Source organism: Enterobacter cloacae complex sp. 372C4 (assembly GCF_050030615.1).
Taxonomy (GTDB): Bacteria; Pseudomonadota; Gammaproteobacteria; order Enterobacterales; family Enterobacteriaceae; genus Enterobacter; species Enterobacter intestinihominis.
In genome coordinates this window covers 3,505,893-3,524,884 of sequence record NZ_JBLGUQ010000001.1, presented here as the reverse complement: position 1 = coordinate 3,524,884, position 18,992 = coordinate 3,505,893, and the positions used below count along the sequence as shown (strand labels likewise).

The following is an 18,992-nucleotide window of genomic DNA, read 5'->3' as shown; positions in this document are numbered from 1 at the left end:
CTTACCCGGCCAACGATGGGGTGCTATTTGCGACGTTTGTTATCGTCCATAAAGGACCAGGCAATAAAGCGGCTCTGCTTCTGACCCTGCGCCATCTCTTTTTTGACCACCTTCACCGCGCCGGCTTCGGTCAGCGCGCGGTAAAGCGGCGGCAGGTTATCGCCACGAGAGACCAGCGTGGTAAACCATTTCACCTGACGACCGAAGCCTTTACTCTCGGCAATCATGCGCAGAATAAAGGCTACTTCCCCGCCCTCGCACCACAGCTCCTGCTGCTGGCCGCCAAAGTTCAGCGCGCCATCTTCGGCCTGGCCCAGGTTACGCCGCTTGCGTTCACTTCCCGCACGCGCGGAGGCGGCGGAGTCGTGGAATGGCGGGTTGCACAGGGTGGCATCATATTGTTCGTTCTTATGAATTATGCCGGTGAAAATAGCAGCGGCATCCTTCTGACGACGCAGACGTATGGCCCGGCTTAACCCCGGGTTAGCGTTGATAATGGCCTGCGCGCTGGCGAAGGCCTCATCACCGATCTCGCTGCCGGTAAATCGCCACTGGTACTCATGTGCGCCTATCAGGGGGTAGATCAGGTTCGCGCCCGTACCGATATCAAGGACGGTAGCCTGTTTCGGCACTACGCCATCGTGGTCATCCGCCAGCAGATCGGCAAGATGATGGACGTAATCCGCACGGCCCGGGACCGGCGGGCAGAGAAAGCCATCAGGGATGTCCCAGTGCGTCACACCATAAAAATGGGCCAGCAGCGCTTTGTTCAGCGTTTTAACCGCCAGCGGATCGGCAAAGTTTACCGACGGTTCACCGGCTGGTGTCTGAACGATAAAACCCTGCAATTCAGGGCAGCTCAGACACAGGGCTTTCATATCGTAGCGGCTACGGTGGCGGTTACGCGGGTGCAATCCCGGCTTGTGGGAAGTCATGGCATTCTCCTTTAAACAGCCGCGTAAGATACCCTGTGACGGCGCGGGGGTAAATATCTGTCTGAGTCGCACAAAAACACGACAAAAATCAGCAACCTGTATGTCTATGATCTGTCAACAAATTGTCAGAATTTATCGTTCAAAAAATAAGCAGATCATCATCAAATTTTTGCGCTAAATCACACGCATCAGGCTTCTAAACTTAACAGGAATCACCTGTTGTTTCCCCTGAGGATGTGATTATGAAAAAGTATCTGACCTTTATTATTGCGGGTGCGCTGGCAGGCGCATCGTTCTCTGCCTTGTCCGTTCAACCTCTGACCGACAGTACCGACACCAGCCAGCTACGCGCGGCCGGGACGGTCTCTGTCAGCCGGGCAAGCAACCTTGATGACCTTCAGGACAAGCTGGCCGAAAAAGCCCGTCAGGAAGGCGCTAAAGGCTTCGTGGTGAACGCCGCCGGTGGCGATAACCATATGTACGGTACCGCGACTATCTATAAATAACTTACCGCCTTCCAAACTGCATCTGCCCGGCAGATGCAGTTCTCTCTGCCTGCGCCTTGACTGTGCGTTTTTTCACCCCATATTAAAATGCATGACTTGACCCTTTCAGGAGAACATCATGGCTTCCGGCTGGGCGAATGACGACGCCGTTAACGAACAGATCAACAGTACCATTGAAGATGCGGTTGCGCGTGCTCGCGGTGAAATTCCGCGCGGCGAAAGTTTGACGGAATGCGAAGAGTGCGGGGATCCCATTCCTGAGGCACGACGTAAAGCCATTCCCGGAGTACGGCTTTGCATCACCTGTCAGCAGGAGAAAGATTCAAAAAATGCTTCACATTCAGGATATAATCGTAGAGGATCGAAAGACAGCCAGTTACGTTGACTTTCCTTTACCGTAGTTAACCGCACCAACAGTTTACTTTACGCTCACGACTTTCAGCGAAGCGCGTAGCAAAACGTGCCCTTCTGATTGTGTCTGTAAAGCGTATCCGCAAGAAGTGTCAATTGCGCTTCTGATTTTATTAATAATCAATAAGTTATTTGTCATTCAATTTTTTTGACCAACCACGTCAATTCTCTTCGATTTTATCTTCCGCTAAAAAGCGTGATACTTATCACATCGACGGAACATCGTCCCCTTAACAGAATAACCTGCGAGAATTGACCTATGAAAACCATCAAATATGCTGTTGCCGCTGTTGCCCTGTCCGCTCTGTCTTTCGGCGCTTTCGCTGTAGAGCCAGTCTCCTCTACTCAGGCACAGGATCTGAACAAAATCGGTGTGGTGAGTGCTGAAGGCGCGACCACGCTGGACGGTCTGGAAGCAAAACTGGCTGAAAAAGCTGCCGCCGCGGGCGCAAGTGGATACACCATCACTTCCACTAACGGTAATAACAAACTGAGCGGTACTGCGGTTATCTACAAGTAATCGAACAAATTATGCTCCACCCTCGCCATACCCTCTGGTGAGATGCTCCAACCCTCATTGACCCTGTTGTTGTTACCCTTGTTTGCCCGTCCGCCACTGGACGGGCTTTTTTTTGCTTAAAATGACTGCGCCACGCGCTGCAACCCGGCTTCCACGGACTCGACTTCCCCTGCAGCCAGCAGGCAGCAGGCCAGTTGCAGCTTGATTGACTGCGGAACCGGCACCTTCCCGGCCAGACACTGCACAATCCAGCGCGCGGTGACCTGCGGATCTTTCGACTCAGGCAGGATCGCATCTCTGTTCTCTTCCCCACGTTCGACAACGACCCGCGTCCCGGCGGGCTCAATCAGCATCAGCTGTGGACAACGCTGCGGGTTGGCGTAAACCTCGCCTTCTGTCCCGTGCATCAGCAGCGCGCGTCCACCGATTTCGGCAAAGAATTGCCCGACTCGCGTCACGTATTCCGGATGGGAGACGCTGGAAAGACGCAGCGCGGCGTCTTCGGCAAACGGCGTCGCCAGCTTCGCCAGGGTGTGAGCGCTGTTACGTACACCCATGCGCCAGCGCATGTCCAGCTGCTTTTCCAGCGGTGGGCAGAGCGCGCTAACGGGGATATAGACCGGCTGATTCCCCTCCAGCTTTGCCTGTGCCTGACCGGCATGGAGGGTCGGTTCAATACCTAACAACGCCAGGATGGTTTCTGTCAGCACGCGCGTCGGATCTTCGCTCACGCCATGCACTACTACCGGGAAACCGAGTTTCTGCAACAGAATAGCCAGCAGCGGCGTGAGGTTTGCCTGCTTACGCGCGCCGTTGTAGGTCGGGATCACAATTGGCATCGGCTTCGTGACGGGCGGGGTTAAGCGCATGGTCTGCGACTGCATGGCCTCATAAAAGCCGCGCATCTCCGCCTCACCTTCCCCTTTAATACGCAGCGCAATCAAAATGCCGCCCATTTCCAGTTCCGGCACGTCGCCATTCAGCATATGCGTGTACAACGCGCGGGCTGTTTCCTGGTCCAGATCGCGAGCGTGGTTTTTCCCACGCCCTACCTCTTTGATAATTTTGCGGTAATCCACGACATTTCTCCTGACTGCATTATCTTGTTAACAATATAGCCCGATGAACACAGACCCGATAGTGTTTTGTGATCATTATCAACCTGCTGTTTTCATATAAAAAAATTAAACTCAAGCACTATTTACATTATTTGTGATTGGGACAAAAGATCCGCAGCGACCCTTTTTTTGATTAAATAAACATCGAAAAATCATTAAGGGTCAACGGTAAAAACGTCCAGGCAACGCTTTTACCAGAATCACATCAGGATTAACTATGAACAAGGTTGCATTAGTTTTTTTTATCGCCGCAACGGTGGGATGTTCTGCATCCGCATTTGCGGCAACTAACGGTGAAGGTCAGATTAATTTCACCGGTGAAATTATCGATTCTGCTTGCCAGGTCGTGAATGGATTAAGTAATCCATTAAACGTTCAGTTGGGTAAGGTGTCTAAAACGGTATTTACCGGCGCAGGCTCTACCAGCACATCAACGAAGTTTGATATTAAGTTAACCAATTGTCCGGAAACAGTGACCTCGGCTGCGATTAACTTCGGTGGTACCCCGGATGCGGATAATAATGCCGCGCTGGCATTAACGCCAGATACCGATGCGGCAACCGGTGTAGCCATTCAGTTGATGGATGCTTCCGGGCAGCCTGTCACTCTGTATACGCCTTCGCAGCAATATCCTTTAGCCTCCGGCACGGCAGTTAACGACCTGGAATTCGGTGCGCGTTATATTCAAACTCAGGCCGCCATTACCGCAGGCCCTGCCAACTCTGTATCGACTTTCACCGTTATTTATAACTGATCTTATCAATCCTGAGATATTAATGCTTTTGCGGGCATTAATATCTCTTCTATTTATTGAGAAATCTTTATGCGCCACGGTTATTTACTGAGCACTCTTTTACTGATAGCAGCCTCTGCACATGCGGGCGTCGTGATTAATGGTACCCGGCTGGTCTATCAAGGAGATAAAAAGGAATCATCTCTTGGCCTGTCAAACCCAGATACGACGGATTATCTGGTACAGTCCTGGGTCGATTCTGGCGGTAAAAACCCGGCCAAAGCCCCATTCCTGATCACCCCGCCGCTTTTCCGTCTGGATGCAAAAGAAGATAACGTTCTGCGCGTGGTACGCACGGGCGGAAATTTACCGGAAGACAGGGAATCTCTGTACTGGTTGAATATCAAAGCGATCCCTTCCTCAAAACACGTTGAGGGAGTAAATACGCTGCAAATTGCCATTAATACCCGCATTAAATTGCTGTATCGCCCGTCCTCGGTAAAAGGCCGACCAGAAGATGTGGCGGATAAGCTTGAATGGCATCGCGAAGGTAACGACCTGGTGGTGAATAACCCTACGCCTTTCTATATGAATTTCCAGACCGTCACGCTTAACGGTCAGAAAGTCACAAAAGCGACCTGGGCTGTTCCGAAATCAGAAACACATTTTGCCATACCGGGTAATGTCGGGGGCTCAAACGTGACGTATTCCATTATTAATGATTACGGCAGCATCAGCCATTCCTGGTCGAAATCCGTTCATTAATTGTTCCGGTAATAAAATAATCATGTACAGCCACAAAAAGCCGTTCACCTGCCGAATGTCTTCATTGCTGGTCATTCTCTGTGGCCTGGCAATAGCCATCTTTGCGCAGCAGGTTATGGCTGATGATTATTTTAACCCCGCCCTGCTGGATATAGATAATCCCCAGCAGGGTAAAACCGATCTGTCCGTCTATGAAAAAGGTCCCGGCCAGGCACCGGGGAAATATGAGGTCGCGGTGTTTATCAATAATAATAAAATTGATACCCGCAACGTGACCTTTACGCTTGAGAAAGATTCGCAGGGCAACGACACGTTACAACCTTGCTTTAGCATGGGTGAGTTAAAAAGCCTCGGTATCAGGACCCAAAAGTTTCCTCAGCTAATGGCCAAAGGCCAGTGTGCCGATCTAGGTGTCATCCCTGCTTCATCTGCAATCTTTCACGTTCGCAACCAGCAGCTGCTGCTGAGCATTCCGCAAAAGGCGCTCGGACAGGTGCCACGCGGTTACATCGACCCGAAAGAGTTTGACGAAGGGATCAACGCGGGCCTGCTTAATTACAGCGTCAACGCCAGCCAGAGCCATGCGCGCCAGCAGGGTGAAGAGGATAGCAGTAGCCAGTACGTAAACCTGCGTCCGGGTTTAAACGTTGGCGCATGGCGCCTTCGCAACTATTCCACCTGGAATCGCAGCACCACAGGCAATGAGGAGGAACAGAAATTCACCTCCGTTTATACCTATGCGCAACGCGATATTGTGGCGATGAAAAGCGATATCACCGTTGGTCAGAGCTCATCACCTGCTGATGTTTTTGACAGTGTCCCTTACACCGGCGTGGAGCTGAAATCCGATAACGACATGCTTCCCGACAGCGAAAAAGGCTATGCGCCTATTATTCGTGGCACCGCCCACAGCAACGCGCTGGTGATGGTGCGCCAGAACGGGTACGTGATTTATCAGAACACGGTCGCGCCGGGGGCCTTCGAAATTAACGATCTCTACCCCACCGGCAGCAGCGGCGACCTCCAGGTCACGGTGAAAGAAACTGACGGCAGCGAAAGCCATTTCGTGGTGCCGTTTGCCTCCGTTCCGGTATTGCAGCGTGAAAAAAACCTGCGCTACAGCGTAACTGCCGGGCGTTATCGTTCTTATGACAAAGATGTTGAAAAGACCCCGTTTGCTCAGGGGAGCGCCATCTATGGTTTACCCCATGGCTTCACGGCCTACGGCGGCGTACAGCAGAGCAGTCATTATCAGTCGCAGGCGATAGGCGCCGGGAAAAACATGGGTGATTTAGGGGCGTTCTCCATTGACGTGACTCGCGCCAGAGCCCTGCTGAAAAAACAGCAGTCCAGCACAGGCAAATCGTGGCGCGTACGCTACAGCAAAGATTTCGCCGGTTCAGGCACCAACTTTTCGCTTGCGGGCTATCGCTACAACAGCAAGGGGTTTTACACCCTGGACGACACCATGGAGTCGTATACCCGCGCCGACAACTGGTCTGCGCCACAGCAGCGCCGCGCCCGTACCGAAGCCACCATCGACCAGACGCTACCAGAAGGCTGGGGATCGGTCACGCTGAGCATGGTGAAGGAAACCTACTGGAGCCAGAACCAGGACATGACCTCCATGAGCGTCAGCTACAACAACAGCTGGCACGGCGTTAGCTACAGCCTTAGCTACAGCATGAATAAAAACACTCACGACAGCGATCTGGACGGTAATGCGGTGACGAACGACAACCAGTTCTCGCTGAGCGTTTCGGTTCCGCTGGAGCGCTGGATGCATAACACCTGGGCCACGTACAACCTGAACAACACGAAAGATGGCACCACGCAGAACATCGGCCTGAACGGTACGGCCCTGAAAGAAGACAACCTGAACTGGAATCTCCAGGAGGGGCTGAGCAGCACCGGCAGCGGTAACTCCACCAGCGTTAACGCCGACTACAAAGCGACATACGGTGAAGTGAGCGGTGGCGTCAGTCAGGATAAATATCAGCAAACACTGAACGTCGGCTTGCAGGGAGGCGTGATTGCCCATGCAAACGGCATCACGCTGAGCCAGCCGCTCGGTGAGACCATTGCGCTCGTGAAAGCCCCGGGTACGCACGGCACGCATATCACTAACCAGACCGGCGTTGAAACCGACTTCCGCGGCTACACCGTCGTACCGTTCGTCACCGCGTATCGCCACAACACTATTGCGCTGGATACGGAAACGCTGCCGGAGGACGCCGACGTCACCCATGCGGCACAAATTGTGACGCCAACCCGCGGAGCCATTGTGCGCGCCAGCTTCACGACGCGCGTGGGCAATCGCGTCCTGATGACGCTCACGCAAAACGGTAAACCGCTGCCGTTCGGCGCAACGGTTACCACCGAGGACAAGGACAGCGAATTTATCGTCGGGAATGACGGCCAGACCTATCTCTCGGGTCTGCCACAGCAAGGGCATCTCCGCGTTTCCTGGGGACAGGAGGCAAACGAGCATTGCGTCGCTGACTATGTGCTCACGGATGAGAAAGCGAAAACCAGCATCATTAACGCTGCCGCGCAGTGTCACTGATCTCCCCTAAAGGCAAAACATTATGCAAATGATTAAACAGTGCTTTTTCTTACTGATTCTGGGAACCGCTGCGTTATTCATGCCGCATGCGAAGGCGACCTGCACCACGCCGGATCTCCCCAAAATGATCAACGTGGCATCCATTTCTGTCCCGACGACGCTGGCAGTTGGCGCAACTATCCCGGGTACAGAGCAGAGCGTTCATGTTGCCGGGCATTGCGATCAGAGTACCGACAGCGGCCTGGAGATTGTCTCCTGCTACTACGGCACCGGAGCGGAAATGCCAGGGCTCAGGGGGGTATACGAATCCGGTGTGCCGGGGATTGGCGTAGCATTGATGAATGATCACGGGCAGCGAATTAGCGGCGCTGGCGGCGTGCAGTGCGATTCACGTGGAACGCCTGTTGGCTACGTCTCTACCGATGGAACACAGACTTTTAGCTTTGAAATAACGCTTGAGCTGGTTAAAACGAGTGACACCGTGACATCCGGTACGCTGGTGCAGTCTCAAACCGAATTTGGCATTGGCGTTTTCGGCCATGAAGGGATCGGCAACCCTAACCACATCGCCTATGCAGGTAATGTTATTCTTCATCAGGTCACCTGCTCCGTTTTACCGAAAAATCTCACCGTTAATTTGGGCGATTTTCCCGTCAGTGATTTCATCAGCGTAGGTTTTTTATCCAGCCCTGCTCAAAAATTTAATATCACCGTCAACTGTGACACAACCGTACAGCCTGAGCTAAAAATCACCAGCGCGAATGGATATGACACAGCATTTGAGGGGGTGATCAAACTCACGCAGCAGACCGGCATGGCTACAGGCGTCGGAGTAAGAATGCTATTTGATGACCATCTCGCCACCTTCGGTACCTATGTAAGTACCCAAAATCAGGCCGTAGCCAACGAAACGCTGGTGATCCCGTTTGAGGTTCGCTACGAGCAGGTCAGCAATGTAGTCACCCCCGGGCCAGCCAATACTGTGGCAACCATCACCCTCGCTTATAAGTGAACGTCATGAAAAAAACCGCATTGATTCTCGCGCTGGGGCTGATCGCCCAGGCCCACGCCGATGATATACAGATCCAGATGACGGGTAACATTTACGCCAACACGTGCGTCATTGACAGTGCCAGCCGCAACCTGACGGTGGACTTAGGCCAGGCGGCATCGGGTAGTTTTAAAGACGTGGGCGATACCGGCGAGTGGAAGGACTTTTCCCTTTCGGTGTCGCACTGCCCGGCCACGCTGGCGCTTGCCACCGCCTTTTTCTACGGTCAGGCCGACAGCACCCATCCCACCAAATTTGCCAATCTCGGTAGCGCAAAGGGGCTGGCACTGGAGCTGGCAGATCGTCAGGACAAGATACTGATTGCCCCGCAGGCCGCCTTTAACGCTGCCATAAACCCGTCAGACCACACGGCCACGTTCCCGCTGGCCGCACGCTATTACGCCACCTCGATGCCCATCTCTGCCGGCACGTTCAGCAGCGTGATCCAGGTGACCTTCACTTACCAGTAGGACCGCGCCCCTTAGCACGGAAGCTTTTTCGACGCCCGGCAGCCAGTTTTGTCGGGCGTTTTTTTACTTCCGGCACGTCCGGCTGCTCAATCGGGAAGATCGGCAGCGCATTCAGCAGCCGCTGGCCGTAGTTTTTGGTGAGCAGTCGTTTGTCATAAATCACCACCTCGCCCCAGCAGCCGTGGCTACGGATCAAGCGCCCGACCTGCTGAATCAGGTTAAACGACGCTGCAGGCAGGCTTTGCACTTCAAACGGATAACGGTTAAGGCTTTTCAGCCATTCGCCTTCGGTGATCACCACCGGGCTGTCGATGGGCGGGAAGGCGATTTTATGGATATGCACCTGCGTCAGGTAGTCGCCTTTCAAATCAAGCCCTTCCGCAAAGGACTGTAACCCCACCAGCACGCTGCGCTCGCCGTTATCAATGCGTTTACGGTGGGTTTCCACCAGCCGATAGCGTGGCTGATCGCCCTGCACCAGCAGGAGTAAGCGCAGATCGGTGACGTGCTCCAGGAAGCGTTGCATCGCCCGACCGCTGGCAAACAGCACCAGCATACCGGGGTATTTTTTACTCTCAACCTGCTCGCGGAAGTAGGCCGCCATTTCCGCAATATGCTGCTCTTCGTTATCGATAAGCGGCTCATAATTCATGCGCGGAATGACCAGCTTGCCCTGCTCACAGTGGTTGAACGGCGAGTCCAGGGCCACAAAGCGGTCGCCCGCTTTCTCTTTCAGGCCGCTCATCTCCTGCAACCTTGAGAAGCTGTTCAGGGAACGCAGAGTCGCTGACGTCACTACCACGTGCGGAACGCTGCGCCAGATCAGCTTTTCCAGCTGATCGGCCACGCGGATGCCCACGCAGTGGAAGAAGAGATGTCCCTGCCCGTCTCGTACTTCGCGGGTGGCCCACTTAGTCACCGGCGCGCCGGACGCCTGCGCCATCGAAGCCAGCCGCCAGAGTTTGCTCTGCGCTTCAAACATCCCCAGCGCACGATTCATTTGCAGCAGAATGCGGTGCAAACGCACCACGTCGTGAGTACCGGTTTTCTCGCTGAGATCGTTTAAGAACATCTCCGCCAGCCCGCGCAGCTTTTCTAGGTGCTTCGCCAGCTGCTGGCAAATCTCCATCACTTCCTGCGGCAACTCACCCATCGCAAAGCGGTGTTCCGCCTCCTGGGTGGCGGGGAGATACAGGTTAAGAATATTATTCAGCGAGGCGATGAGGCTGTACACCTCTTCACAGTGCTCGCTCAACCGCTCCGGAACCGCCAGCGGCGGCGTGGTTTTCGGACGGAACTGCTCCATGCAGGTTGCCACCAGTTTGCAGAACAGATCCAGTTGCAGGCGAAACCACGGGGCGGTAATTTCCGCGCTCATCTCCAGCGCATCTCGCGCCACGTCGGGCAGATGATGACCTTCATCGAGCACCAGCAGCAGGTTTTTGGGCTCCGGTAGGACCGCTTCACTCTCCAGTGCAGCCATGACCAGCGCGTGGTTGGCGACAACCACCTCCGCATCCTGAATCTCACGCCGGGCGACAAAGAACGGGCACTCGCGATAGTAGTGACAGTTACGGTTCAGGCAGCTTGCTTTATCGGTGCTGAGCCTGCGCCACAGGTCGTCGCCGATCGCCTGGTTGGTGTGATCCCGCAGGCCGTCCCACTTGTAACCGTCGAGATCGGCCTTCAGCTTTGCGCACTGCTCCTGCTCCGCCTTGTTGTTTGGCGTCAGCTCGTCATCAAGAAACGCGAGCAGATCCTGTTGGGAGGGTTCACTGCTGGCCAGAGCCGCCAGATTGCGCGGACAGACGTAGCGCCCGCGACCAAAGGCGGCGGTAAACCGTAAATCGGGGATAATTTTGCGCAGCAGCGGCAAATCTTTGCTGAAGATCTGATCCTGCAAGGCCACGTTAGCGGTACTGACCACCAGCGTTTTATCTTCTTCCCGCGCGATGGCAATGCCGGGAATAAGATACGACAGGGTTTTCCCGACGCCGGTCGGGGCTTCAATCGCCAGATGTCGCCCGTCGTCCCCGGCGAGCGTTTTTGCCACGTCGGCAATCATCTGCCGCTGCGGGGCTCGGGGAATAAAATCGGGGATCTGCTGTTGTAGCGCCTTATACCATGCGCCAATTTGCGCCTTGAGCGCAGCGGTTAAAGCCATCGGAAAACCTGAAATACTGTATAAACAGCCACTATTGTGGCACTTTCTCTCCGCTGCCGCAAAAAGAAAAGCCCGGCTTTACGACCGGGCTTCCAGATTACTGCGGGTTAGCAGGCTTACGCGGGCGGCGTCGGCGCTGCCCCTCGCCTGCCGGTTTCCCTTCGCCGCTACGCCATGGGTTTTCACCGGCCGGTTTGCTGTCGTTATTACGACGCGGCGGTTTGCCCGAAGATTTCGGCGCGCCGCCTTCGGCACGACGCGGCTGCTGACCGCGACCACCGCCGCCCTGACCGCGCCCGCCACCCTGACGACCGTTCTGAATTGGCTCGGCTTTGATTGACGGGTCAACTTCATAGCCCGGGGTTTCAATGCGCGGGATCTCTTTCTTCAGCAGGCGTTCGATGTCGCGCAGCAGCTTGTGCTCATCCACGCAAACCAGAGAGAGCGCTTCCCCGGTTGCCGCCGCGCGTCCGGTACGGCCGATACGGTGAACGTAATCTTCCGGCACGTTTGGCAGCTCGTAGTTCACCACGTGCGGCAGCTCTTCGATATCCAGACCGCGTGCGGCGATGTCGGTTGCCACCAGCACGCGTATGTCGCCGGACTTGAAGTCTGCCAGCGCGCGGGTACGCGCGCCCTGGCTCTTGTTGCCGTGAATGGCCGCGCTGCGGATGCCATCTTTATTCAGCTGTTCCGCCAGGTGATTGGCGCCGTGCTTGGTGCGGGTAAAGACCAGCACCTGCTGCCAGTTGCCCTGGCCGATCATCTGGGAGAGCAGTTCCCGCTTGCGCTTCTTATCTACAAAGTGCACGTGCTGCGTCACCTGCTCGGAGGCGGTGTTGCGGCGCGCGACTTCCACTTCCAGCGGGTTATGCAGCAGCTTTTCCGCCAGCGCCTTGATCTCGTCGGAGAAGGTCGCGGAGAAGAGCAGGTTCTGACGACGCGTCGGCAGCTTCGCCAGCACGCGGCGAATGTCGTGGATGAAGCCCATGTCGAGCATACGGTCGGCTTCGTCCAGCACCAGAATTTCGATGTTATCGAGCTTCACCGCGTTCTGGTGTTCGAGATCCAGCAGACGCCCCGGGGTTGCCACCAGCACGTCGACGCCGCCGCGCAGCTTCATCATCTGCGGGTTAATGCTTACCCCGCCGAAAACTACCAGCGAACGAATGTTGAGATAGCGGCTGTATTCACGCACGTTCTCACCAATCTGGGCCGCCAGCTCGCGGGTTGGGGTGAGGATCAGCGCACGCACCGGACGACGGCCTTTGGCGTGTGGCTGGTTTTTTACCAGCAGCTCCAGCAGCGGCAGGGTAAAGCCCGCGGTCTTACCGGTACCGGTCTGCGCGCTTGCCATCAGGTCACGGCCCTGCAAAACGGCCGGGATAGCCTGCTGCTGAATAGGGGTTGGCTCAACGTAGCCCTGCTCTGCGATGGCGCGCAGAATTTCCGGGTTCAGACCAAGGGAATCAAAAGACATAAAAACTCCGAACCGCCCCGACCATCACAGGTGTAGTTTTCAGGGAGATATAACGAATAGAAGGACAAAAACCACAATGTCGCGAAGGAGCGGAGTGTAGCAGCTTTTGTGACGTGGCGCATAAAATATCCCCGGCGATGACTCGACGTTTGCGCAAATCAGGCATAATCTTAATCAATCGATTGATTAATTTTTAATGCTGCTATGAATACAACCCCAACGACAACCAAAGGCGAACAGGCGAAAAGTCAGCTTATCGCCGCTGCGCTGGCGCAGTTTGGCGAGTATGGTCTGCATGCCACCACGCGGGATATCGCCGCGCAGGCCGGGCAGAATATTGCGGCCATTACCTACTATTTTGGCTCAAAAGAGGATTTATACCTCGCCTGCGCCCAGTGGATCGCGGATTTTATCGGCACCAGCTTTCGCCCACACGTGGAAGAAGCCACCGCGCTGTTCAGCCAGCCAGAGCCGGACCGGGTTGCCATCCGCCAGCTGATCCTTAACGCCTGTCACAACATGATCCGCCTGCTGACGCACGACGATACGCTGAACCTGAGCAAATTTATCTCCCGCGAGCAGCTCTCCCCCACTGCCGCGTACCAGCTGGTGCACGATCAGGTGATCGCCCCGATGCATAGCCATCTGACCCGGCTGATTGCCGCCTATACCGGACGGAACGCCAGCGATACGGACACCATTTTGCATACCCACGCCCTGCTGGGCGAAGTGCTCGCCTTCCGTCTGGGGCGTGAGACCATCCTGTTACGTACGGGCTGGACACAATTCGATGAGGATAAAGCCGCGCAAATTAGCCAGGTCATTACCTGTCACGTTGATCTGATCCTGCAAGGCTTAACGCAAAGGAGCCAGAAGTCATGAAAAAACCTGTCGCCATCATTCTGGTGGTTGTTGTCTTGCTTGCTGCGGGAACAGGCGGCTGGCTGTGGTATCAGAGCCAGCAGGATCGTGGCCTGACGCTGTACGGCAACGTGGATATCCGCACCGTGAACATGAGCTTCCGCGTCGGCGGACGGCTGGCCTCGCTGAGCGTTGACGAAGGCGATGCCATCAAAACCGGGCAGACGCTGGGGATGCTGGACAAAGCCCCGTTTGAAAACGCGTTGATGCAGGCAAAAGCGGGCGTCGCCGTCGCACAGGCGCAGTACGACCTGATGCTGGCGGGCTATCGTGATGAAGAGATCGCCCAGGCGGCCGCTGCCGTTAAGCAGGCAAAAGCCGCCTATGACTATGCGCAGAATTTCTATAACCGTCAGCAAGGCTTATGGAAAAGCCGCACGATTTCCGCCAACGACCTGGAAAATGCGCGCTCATCCCGCGACCAGGCGCAGGCGACGCTGAAATCTGCCCAGGATAAGTTAAGCCAGTACCGCACCGGTAACCGCGCGCAGGACATTGCCCAGGCGAAGGCCAGCCTTGAGCAGGCGCAGGCGCAGTTAGACCAGGCGGAGCTGGATCTGCACGATACCACCTTAATCGCCCCGTCTGACGGTACGCTGATGACCCGCGCCGTGGAGCCGGGCAGCATGCTCAGCGCGGGCAGCACCGTGTTAACGCTCTCCTTAACCCGTCCGGTGTGGGTGCGCGCTTACATTGATGAGCCGAATCTTGGCCAGATGCAGCCGGGCCGCGAACTGCTGCTCTACACCGATGGTCGCCCGGACAAGCCGTATCACGGCAAAGTGGGCTTCATCTCCCCAACGGCCGAGTTCACGCCAAAAACCGTTGAAACCCCGGATCTGCGTACCGACCTGGTGTATCGCCTGCGCATCATCGTCACCGATGCGGACGACGCGCTGCGTCAGGGCATGCCTGTTACCGTGACCTTAAACGACGGGGAACAACATGAATGATGCGGTTATCCAGCTCAATAATCTGGTCAAACGCTTCCCGGGAATGGCTAAACCGGCGGTCGCGCCGCTGAACTGTACGATTCAGAAAGGCTATGTGACCGGGCTGGTGGGGCCGGACGGCGCGGGTAAAACCACGCTGATGCGGATGCTGGCGGGATTGCTGAAGCCGGATGAAGGCAGCGCCAGCGTGCTTGGCCTTGATCCCATCAAAGACGACGCGGCGCTCCACGGCATACTCGGCTATATGCCGCAGAAGTTTGGTCTGTATGAAGATCTGACGGTAATGGAAAACCTCAACCTGTATGCCGATCTGCGCAGCGTTACCGGCGAAACCCGGCAGAAAACCTTCGAGCGTCTGCTGGCGTTTACCTCCCTCGGCCCGTTCACCGATCGGCTGGCGGGCAAACTTTCCGGCGGGATGAAGCAGAAGCTGGGGCTGGCCTGCACGCTGGTGGGCGAACCGAAGGTGCTGTTGCTGGATGAACCCGGCGTCGGCGTGGACCCGATTTCCCGCCGCGAGCTGTGGCAGATGGTGCACGAGCTGGCGGGTGACGGCATGCTGATCCTCTGGAGTACCTCTTACCTTGATGAAGCAGAGCAGTGCCGTGACGTGCTGCTGATGAACGAAGGCGAACTGCTCTATCAGGGCGAGCCCACCGAGCTGACGCAAACCATGGCCGGGCGCAGTTTTCTGCTACACAGCGCGCAGGAATCCAACCGCAAGCTGCTGCAACGGGTGCTGAAGCTGCCCCAGGTGAGCGACGGGATGATTCAGGGCCGTTCGGTACGCGTGATCCTCAAAAAAGAGGCCACCGCCGACGATATCCGGCGTGCGCAGGGGATGCCTGAAATCGACATGACAGAGACCGCGCCGCGCTTTGAAGATGCGTTTATCGATCTGCTGGGCGGGGCGGGAACCTCAGAATCACCGCTTGGTGCCATTCTGCACACGGTGGAAGGCACGCCGGGCGAAACGGTCATTGAAGCGAAATCGCTCACCAAAAAATTCGGCGATTTCGCTGCCACCGATAACGTCAATTTTGCCGTGAAGCGCGGCGAGATATTTGGCCTGCTCGGGCCGAACGGTGCGGGGAAATCCACCACCTTTAAAATGATGTGCGGCCTGCTGGTACCGACCTCCGGCAAAGCGCTGGTGCTGAACATGGATCTCAAAGTCAGCTCCGGCAAGGCGCGCCAGCATCTGGGCTATATGGCGCAGAAGTTTTCGCTCTACGGCAACCTGACGGTGGAGCAAAATCTGCGATTTTTCTCCGGCGTCTACGGCCTGCGGGGACGGGCGCAGAACGAGAAAATCGGCCGCATGTGCGACGCCTTTGGCCTGACCGATATCGCCTCACACGCTACCGACGCGCTGCCGCTTGGCTTCAAACAGCGGCTGGCGCTGGCCTGTTCGTTGATGCACGAGCCCGATATCCTCTTTCTTGATGAACCTACGTCAGGCGTGGACCCCCTCACCCGCCGTGAATTCTGGTTGCATATCAATAGCATGGTGGAAAAAGGCGTGACCGTGATGGTCACCACCCACTTTATGGACGAGGCAGAGTACTGCGACCGCATCGGGCTGGTCTATCGCGGCAAGCTGATTGCCCACGGCACGCCGGATGACCTGAAAGCGCAGGCCGCCGACGACGCACAGCCGGACCCGACCATGGAGCAGGCGTTTATCACCCTCATCCACGACTGGGATAAGGAGAATCCTCATGCGCAGTAACGCCCTCTCCTGGCGCCGGGTGCGCGCCCTGTGCGTCAAAGAGACGCGGCAGATTGTGCGTGACCCCAGCAGCTGGCTGATTGCGGTGGTGATCCCCCTGCTGCTGCTGTTTATTTTTGGCTACGGGATTAACCTCGATTCCAGCAAGCTGCGGGTCGGGATCCTGCTGGAGCAGCAGAGCGAAGAGGCGCTGGACTTCACCCACGCCATGACCGGCTCGCCCTACATCGATGCCACCATCAGCGACAACCGGCAGGAACTGATCCAGAAAATGCAGGCCGGTAAAATTCGCGGTCTGATCGTCATCCCGGTCGATTTCGCCGCCAACATGGCACGCCCGGGCGCCGATGCGCCAATTCAGGTGATCACCGACGGCAGCGAACCGAACACCGCCAACTTCGTGCAGGGCTATGCGGAGGGGATCTGGCAGCTCTGGCAGATGCAGCGCGCCGAAGACCGGGGGGAGAAGTTTGAACCGCTGATTGACGTGCAGACGCGCTACTGGTTTAACCCCGCCGCCATCAGCCAGCATTTTATTATCCCGGGTGCTGTCACTATCATCATGACGGTGATTGGCGCGATCCTCACCTCGCTGGTGATCGCCCGCGAATGGGAGCGCGGCACCATGGAGGCGCTGCTCTCCACCGAAGTGACGCGCGTCGAGCTTTTGCTCTGCAAGCTGATCCCCTACTACTTCCTCGGCATGCTGGCGATGCTGCTCTGTATGCTGGTCTCGGTATTTATTCTTGGCGTGCCGTACCGCGGTTCGCTGGTGGTGCTGTTCTTTATTACCAGCCTGTTTTTACTCAGCACGCTGGGAATGGGGCTGCTGATCTCCACCATCACCCGCAACCAGTTTAACGCCGCGCAGGTGGCGCTTAATGCCGCCTTCCTGCCGTCGATCATGCTCTCCGGCTTTATCTTCCAGATTGACAGTATGCCAGCGGTGATCCGTGCCGTGACCTACATCATTCCGGCACGCTACTTTGTGAGCACCCTGCAAAGCCTGTTTCTGGCGGGGAACATCCCGGTAGTGCTGATTATCAACACCCTGTTTTTGCTGGCGTCGGCGGTGATGTTTATCGGGCTGACGTGGATGAAAACGAAAAGAAGATTAGATTAGCCATCGGATTTTGTAGGTCGGGTAAGCGCAAGCGCCACCCGACAGGAGGACGACGCGATGTTTCACCGTTTATGGACATTGATCCGCAAAGAGCTGCAATCCTTGCTGCGCGAGCCGCAGACCCGCGCCATTCTGGTGCTGCCGGTGCTGCTTCAGGTTGTACTGTTTCCGTTTGCCGCCACGCTGGAGGTCACCAACGCCACCATCGCCATTTACAACGAAGATAATGGCAAGCATTCCGTCGAGCTGACGCAGCGTTTCGCCCGCGCCAAAGCCTTTACCCATGTCCTGCTGCTGCAAAGCCCGCAGGCGATCCAGCCCACCATCGACACGCAGAAAGCATTATTGCTGGTGCGCTTCCCGGCGGATTTCTCCCGCAATCTGGACACCTTCCAGACCGCGCCGATGCAGCTGATCCTCGACGGGCGTAACTCCAACAGTGCCCAGATAGCGGCGAACTATTTGCAGCAGGTAGTGAAGGACTACCAGCAGGAGCTGATGGCGGGCAAACCCAAACCCAACAACAGCGAGCTGGTGGTGCGCAACTGGTACAACCCGAATCTGGACTACAAGTGGTTTGTGGTGCCGTCGTTAATCGCCATGATCACCACTATTGGCGTGATGATTGTCACCTCGCTGTCCGTGGCACGCGAACGTGAGCAAGGTACGCTGGATCAGCTGCTGGTCTCGCCGCTCGCTACCTGGCAGATATTTGTCGGCAAAGCGGTGCCAGCACTGATTGTCGCGACGTTCCAGGCCACCATCGTACTGGGGGTGGGAATATGGGCGTACCAGATCCCGTTTGCCGGATCGCTGGCGCTGTTTTACTTCACGATGGTGATTTACGGCCTGTCGCTGGTGGGGTTTGGGCTGCTGATTTCCGCGCTCTGCTCAACGCAGCAGCAGGCGTTTATCGGGGTGTTTGTCTTTATGATGCCGGCGATTTTGCTTTCAGGGTACGTGTCGCCAGTGGAGAACATGCCGGTGTGGTTACAGGATCTGACATGGATAAACCCGATTCGTCACTTCACGGATATCACCAAGCAAATCTATCTGAAGGATGCGAGTCTGGATATTGTGTGGGGAAGTTTGTGGCCGCTACTGGTCATCGCGGCCACAACGGGCTCAGTGGCCTATGCGATGTTTAGACGAAACATCGCGTAGCTTTTTCTCTTTGGTGAGCAACGACACCACCGCAGGCCCTGCGAGGATAACCAGACCCGCCAGGGCCAGCAGCAGATTGTTTTGCAGCACGCGTGACAACAGCCACAGGACGATCATTGCCGCACCAAAATACCAGGTGGTGGTGAGCTCTTCGAGCACATCACCCACTTCACGCCAGCGCGCGTCGTGGTGACGCTGTAAAAACAGCATCGACAGCACGGTCACGCCGTAAACCACACATAACCCTAAGCCGACACGCACCAGCGTGCCGCTCATCCAGCCCATCACCAGTACGGCCACGACCAGTAAATGCAACATTATCTGCCAGCAACTCAAACCGGTTGCGACACGAACGCGTTGTTGCCACTTCATGGCTTCTC

General features: G+C 56.1%; 18 protein-coding genes. 13 read left to right on the top strand and 5 right to left on the bottom strand.

The genetic code is table 11. The features are described 5' to 3' along the window. Positions 1–23 precede the first annotated feature (23 nt). Positions 24–935 carry a 23S rRNA (adenine(1618)-N(6))-methyltransferase RlmF gene (gene rlmF, locus ACQG11_RS17175; protein ID WP_045308538.1) on the bottom strand — a complete coding sequence of 304 codons (912 nt, stop codon included), beginning with the start codon at positions 933–935 and terminating at the stop codon, positions 24–26. A gap of 242 nt (positions 936–1,177) precedes the next feature. On the opposite strand from rlmF, the gene mcbA reads away from it, so the two are divergent. The 3 genes from mcbA to ybiJ all read left to right on the top strand — a co-directional run bounded on the left by mcbA (position 1,178) and on the right by ybiJ (position 2,372). Continuing rightward, positions 1,178–1,441 carry a DUF1471 family periplasmic protein McbA gene (mcbA, locus tag ACQG11_RS17170; protein WP_022647519.1) on the top strand — a complete coding sequence of 88 codons (264 nt, stop codon included), beginning with the start codon at positions 1,178–1,180 and terminating at the stop codon, positions 1,439–1,441. 118 nt (positions 1,442–1,559) lie between these two features. Then, positions 1,560–1,826 (top strand): DksA/TraR family C4-type zinc finger protein, encoded by a 267-nt coding sequence (locus ACQG11_RS17165; RefSeq protein ID WP_022647518.1) that lies wholly within the window; start codon positions 1,560–1,562, stop codon positions 1,824–1,826. A gap of 285 nt (positions 1,827–2,111) precedes the next feature. Further along, positions 2,112–2,372, top strand: a complete 261-nt coding sequence (gene ybiJ, locus ACQG11_RS17160; RefSeq protein WP_003858474.1) for a DUF1471 family protein YbiJ — start codon at positions 2,112–2,114, stop codon at positions 2,370–2,372. Between the two features lie 116 nt (positions 2,373–2,488). Here the strand turns inward: ybiJ and ybiB are convergent, their stop codons facing one another. Next, complete coding sequence (gene ybiB / locus ACQG11_RS17155; RefSeq protein ID WP_023299646.1) at positions 2,489–3,451, bottom strand: DNA-binding protein YbiB; 963 nt, start codon at positions 3,449–3,451, stop codon at positions 2,489–2,491. Between the two features lie 256 nt (positions 3,452–3,707). Here ybiB and ACQG11_RS17150 point away from each other — a divergent pair, with 256 nt between their 5' ends. The 5 genes from ACQG11_RS17150 (at position 3,708) to ACQG11_RS17130 (ending at position 9,075) form a co-directional block, all read left to right on the top strand. Further along, the gene (locus ACQG11_RS17150) at positions 3,708–4,244 is read left to right on the top strand and encodes a fimbrial protein (protein WP_063146195.1); all 537 of its coding nucleotides are present in this window, start codon (positions 3,708–3,710) and stop codon (positions 4,242–4,244) included. Between the two features lie 69 nt (positions 4,245–4,313). Next, positions 4,314–4,988 (top strand): fimbrial biogenesis chaperone, encoded by a 675-nt coding sequence (locus ACQG11_RS17145; protein WP_045308539.1) that lies wholly within the window; start codon positions 4,314–4,316, stop codon positions 4,986–4,988. 22 nt (positions 4,989–5,010) lie between these two features. Beyond that, positions 5,011–7,554 carry a fimbria/pilus outer membrane usher protein gene (locus ACQG11_RS17140; RefSeq protein WP_139156971.1) on the top strand — a complete coding sequence of 848 codons (2,544 nt, stop codon included), beginning with the start codon at positions 5,011–5,013 and terminating at the stop codon, positions 7,552–7,554. 22 nt (positions 7,555–7,576) lie between these two features. Further along, entirely contained in the window at positions 7,577–8,566 is a 990-nt protein-coding gene (locus ACQG11_RS17135; protein ID WP_022647513.1) for a fimbrial protein, read from the top strand. A gap of 5 nt (positions 8,567–8,571) precedes the next feature. Further along, a complete protein-coding gene (locus ACQG11_RS17130) occupies positions 8,572–9,075 on the top strand; it encodes a fimbrial protein (RefSeq protein ID WP_023299643.1) in 504 nt (167 codons plus the stop codon). Here the strand turns inward: ACQG11_RS17130 and dinG are convergent. Together dinG and rhlE are read right to left on the bottom strand one after the other, a co-directional pair. Next, the gene (dinG, locus tag ACQG11_RS17125; protein WP_161177828.1) at positions 9,062–11,239 is read right to left on the bottom strand and encodes an ATP-dependent DNA helicase DinG; all 2,178 of its coding nucleotides are present in this window, start codon (positions 11,237–11,239) and stop codon (positions 9,062–9,064) included. The two genes, ACQG11_RS17130 and dinG, sit on opposite strands and share 14 nt — an antisense overlap. Before the next feature lie 97 nt (positions 11,240–11,336). Beyond that, positions 11,337–12,719, bottom strand: a complete 1,383-nt coding sequence (rhlE, locus tag ACQG11_RS17120) for an ATP-dependent RNA helicase RhlE (protein WP_017693771.1) — start codon at positions 12,717–12,719, stop codon at positions 11,337–11,339. A gap of 204 nt (positions 12,720–12,923) precedes the next feature. Here rhlE and cecR point away from each other — a divergent pair, with 204 nt between their 5' ends. Genes cecR through ACQG11_RS17095 form a run of 5 tightly spaced genes read left to right on the top strand, consistent with a single transcriptional unit; the run spans position 12,924 to position 18,612 of the window. Next, positions 12,924–13,601 (top strand): transcriptional regulator CecR, encoded by a 678-nt coding sequence (cecR, locus tag ACQG11_RS17115; RefSeq protein ID WP_046618586.1) that lies wholly within the window; start codon positions 12,924–12,926, stop codon positions 13,599–13,601. Further along, on the top strand, positions 13,598–14,593 hold the full coding sequence (gene hlyD, locus ACQG11_RS17110) for a secretion protein HlyD (RefSeq protein WP_426728617.1): 996 nt from the start codon (positions 13,598–13,600) through the stop codon (positions 14,591–14,593). Before cecR ends, hlyD begins: the two co-directional genes overlap by 4 nt. Further along, complete coding sequence (locus ACQG11_RS17105; protein WP_022647508.1) at positions 14,586–16,325, top strand: ATP-binding cassette domain-containing protein; 1,740 nt, start codon at positions 14,586–14,588, stop codon at positions 16,323–16,325. Before hlyD ends, ACQG11_RS17105 begins: the two co-directional genes overlap by 8 nt. Continuing rightward, the gene (locus ACQG11_RS17100; RefSeq protein WP_022647507.1) at positions 16,315–17,448 is read left to right on the top strand and encodes an ABC transporter permease; all 1,134 of its coding nucleotides are present in this window, start codon (positions 16,315–16,317) and stop codon (positions 17,446–17,448) included. Before ACQG11_RS17105 ends, ACQG11_RS17100 begins: the two co-directional genes overlap by 11 nt. 57 nt (positions 17,449–17,505) lie before the next feature. Further along, positions 17,506–18,612, top strand: coding sequence for an ABC transporter permease (locus ACQG11_RS17095; RefSeq protein ID WP_022647506.1), 1,107 nt, complete (start codon positions 17,506–17,508; stop codon positions 18,610–18,612). On the opposite strand, the gene ACQG11_RS17090 is transcribed toward ACQG11_RS17095, so the two are convergent. After that, complete coding sequence (locus ACQG11_RS17090) at positions 18,574–18,984, bottom strand: YbhQ family protein (RefSeq protein WP_426728616.1); 411 nt, start codon at positions 18,982–18,984, stop codon at positions 18,574–18,576. The two genes, ACQG11_RS17095 and ACQG11_RS17090, sit on opposite strands and share 39 nt — an antisense overlap. Positions 18,985–18,992 lie beyond the last annotated feature (8 nt).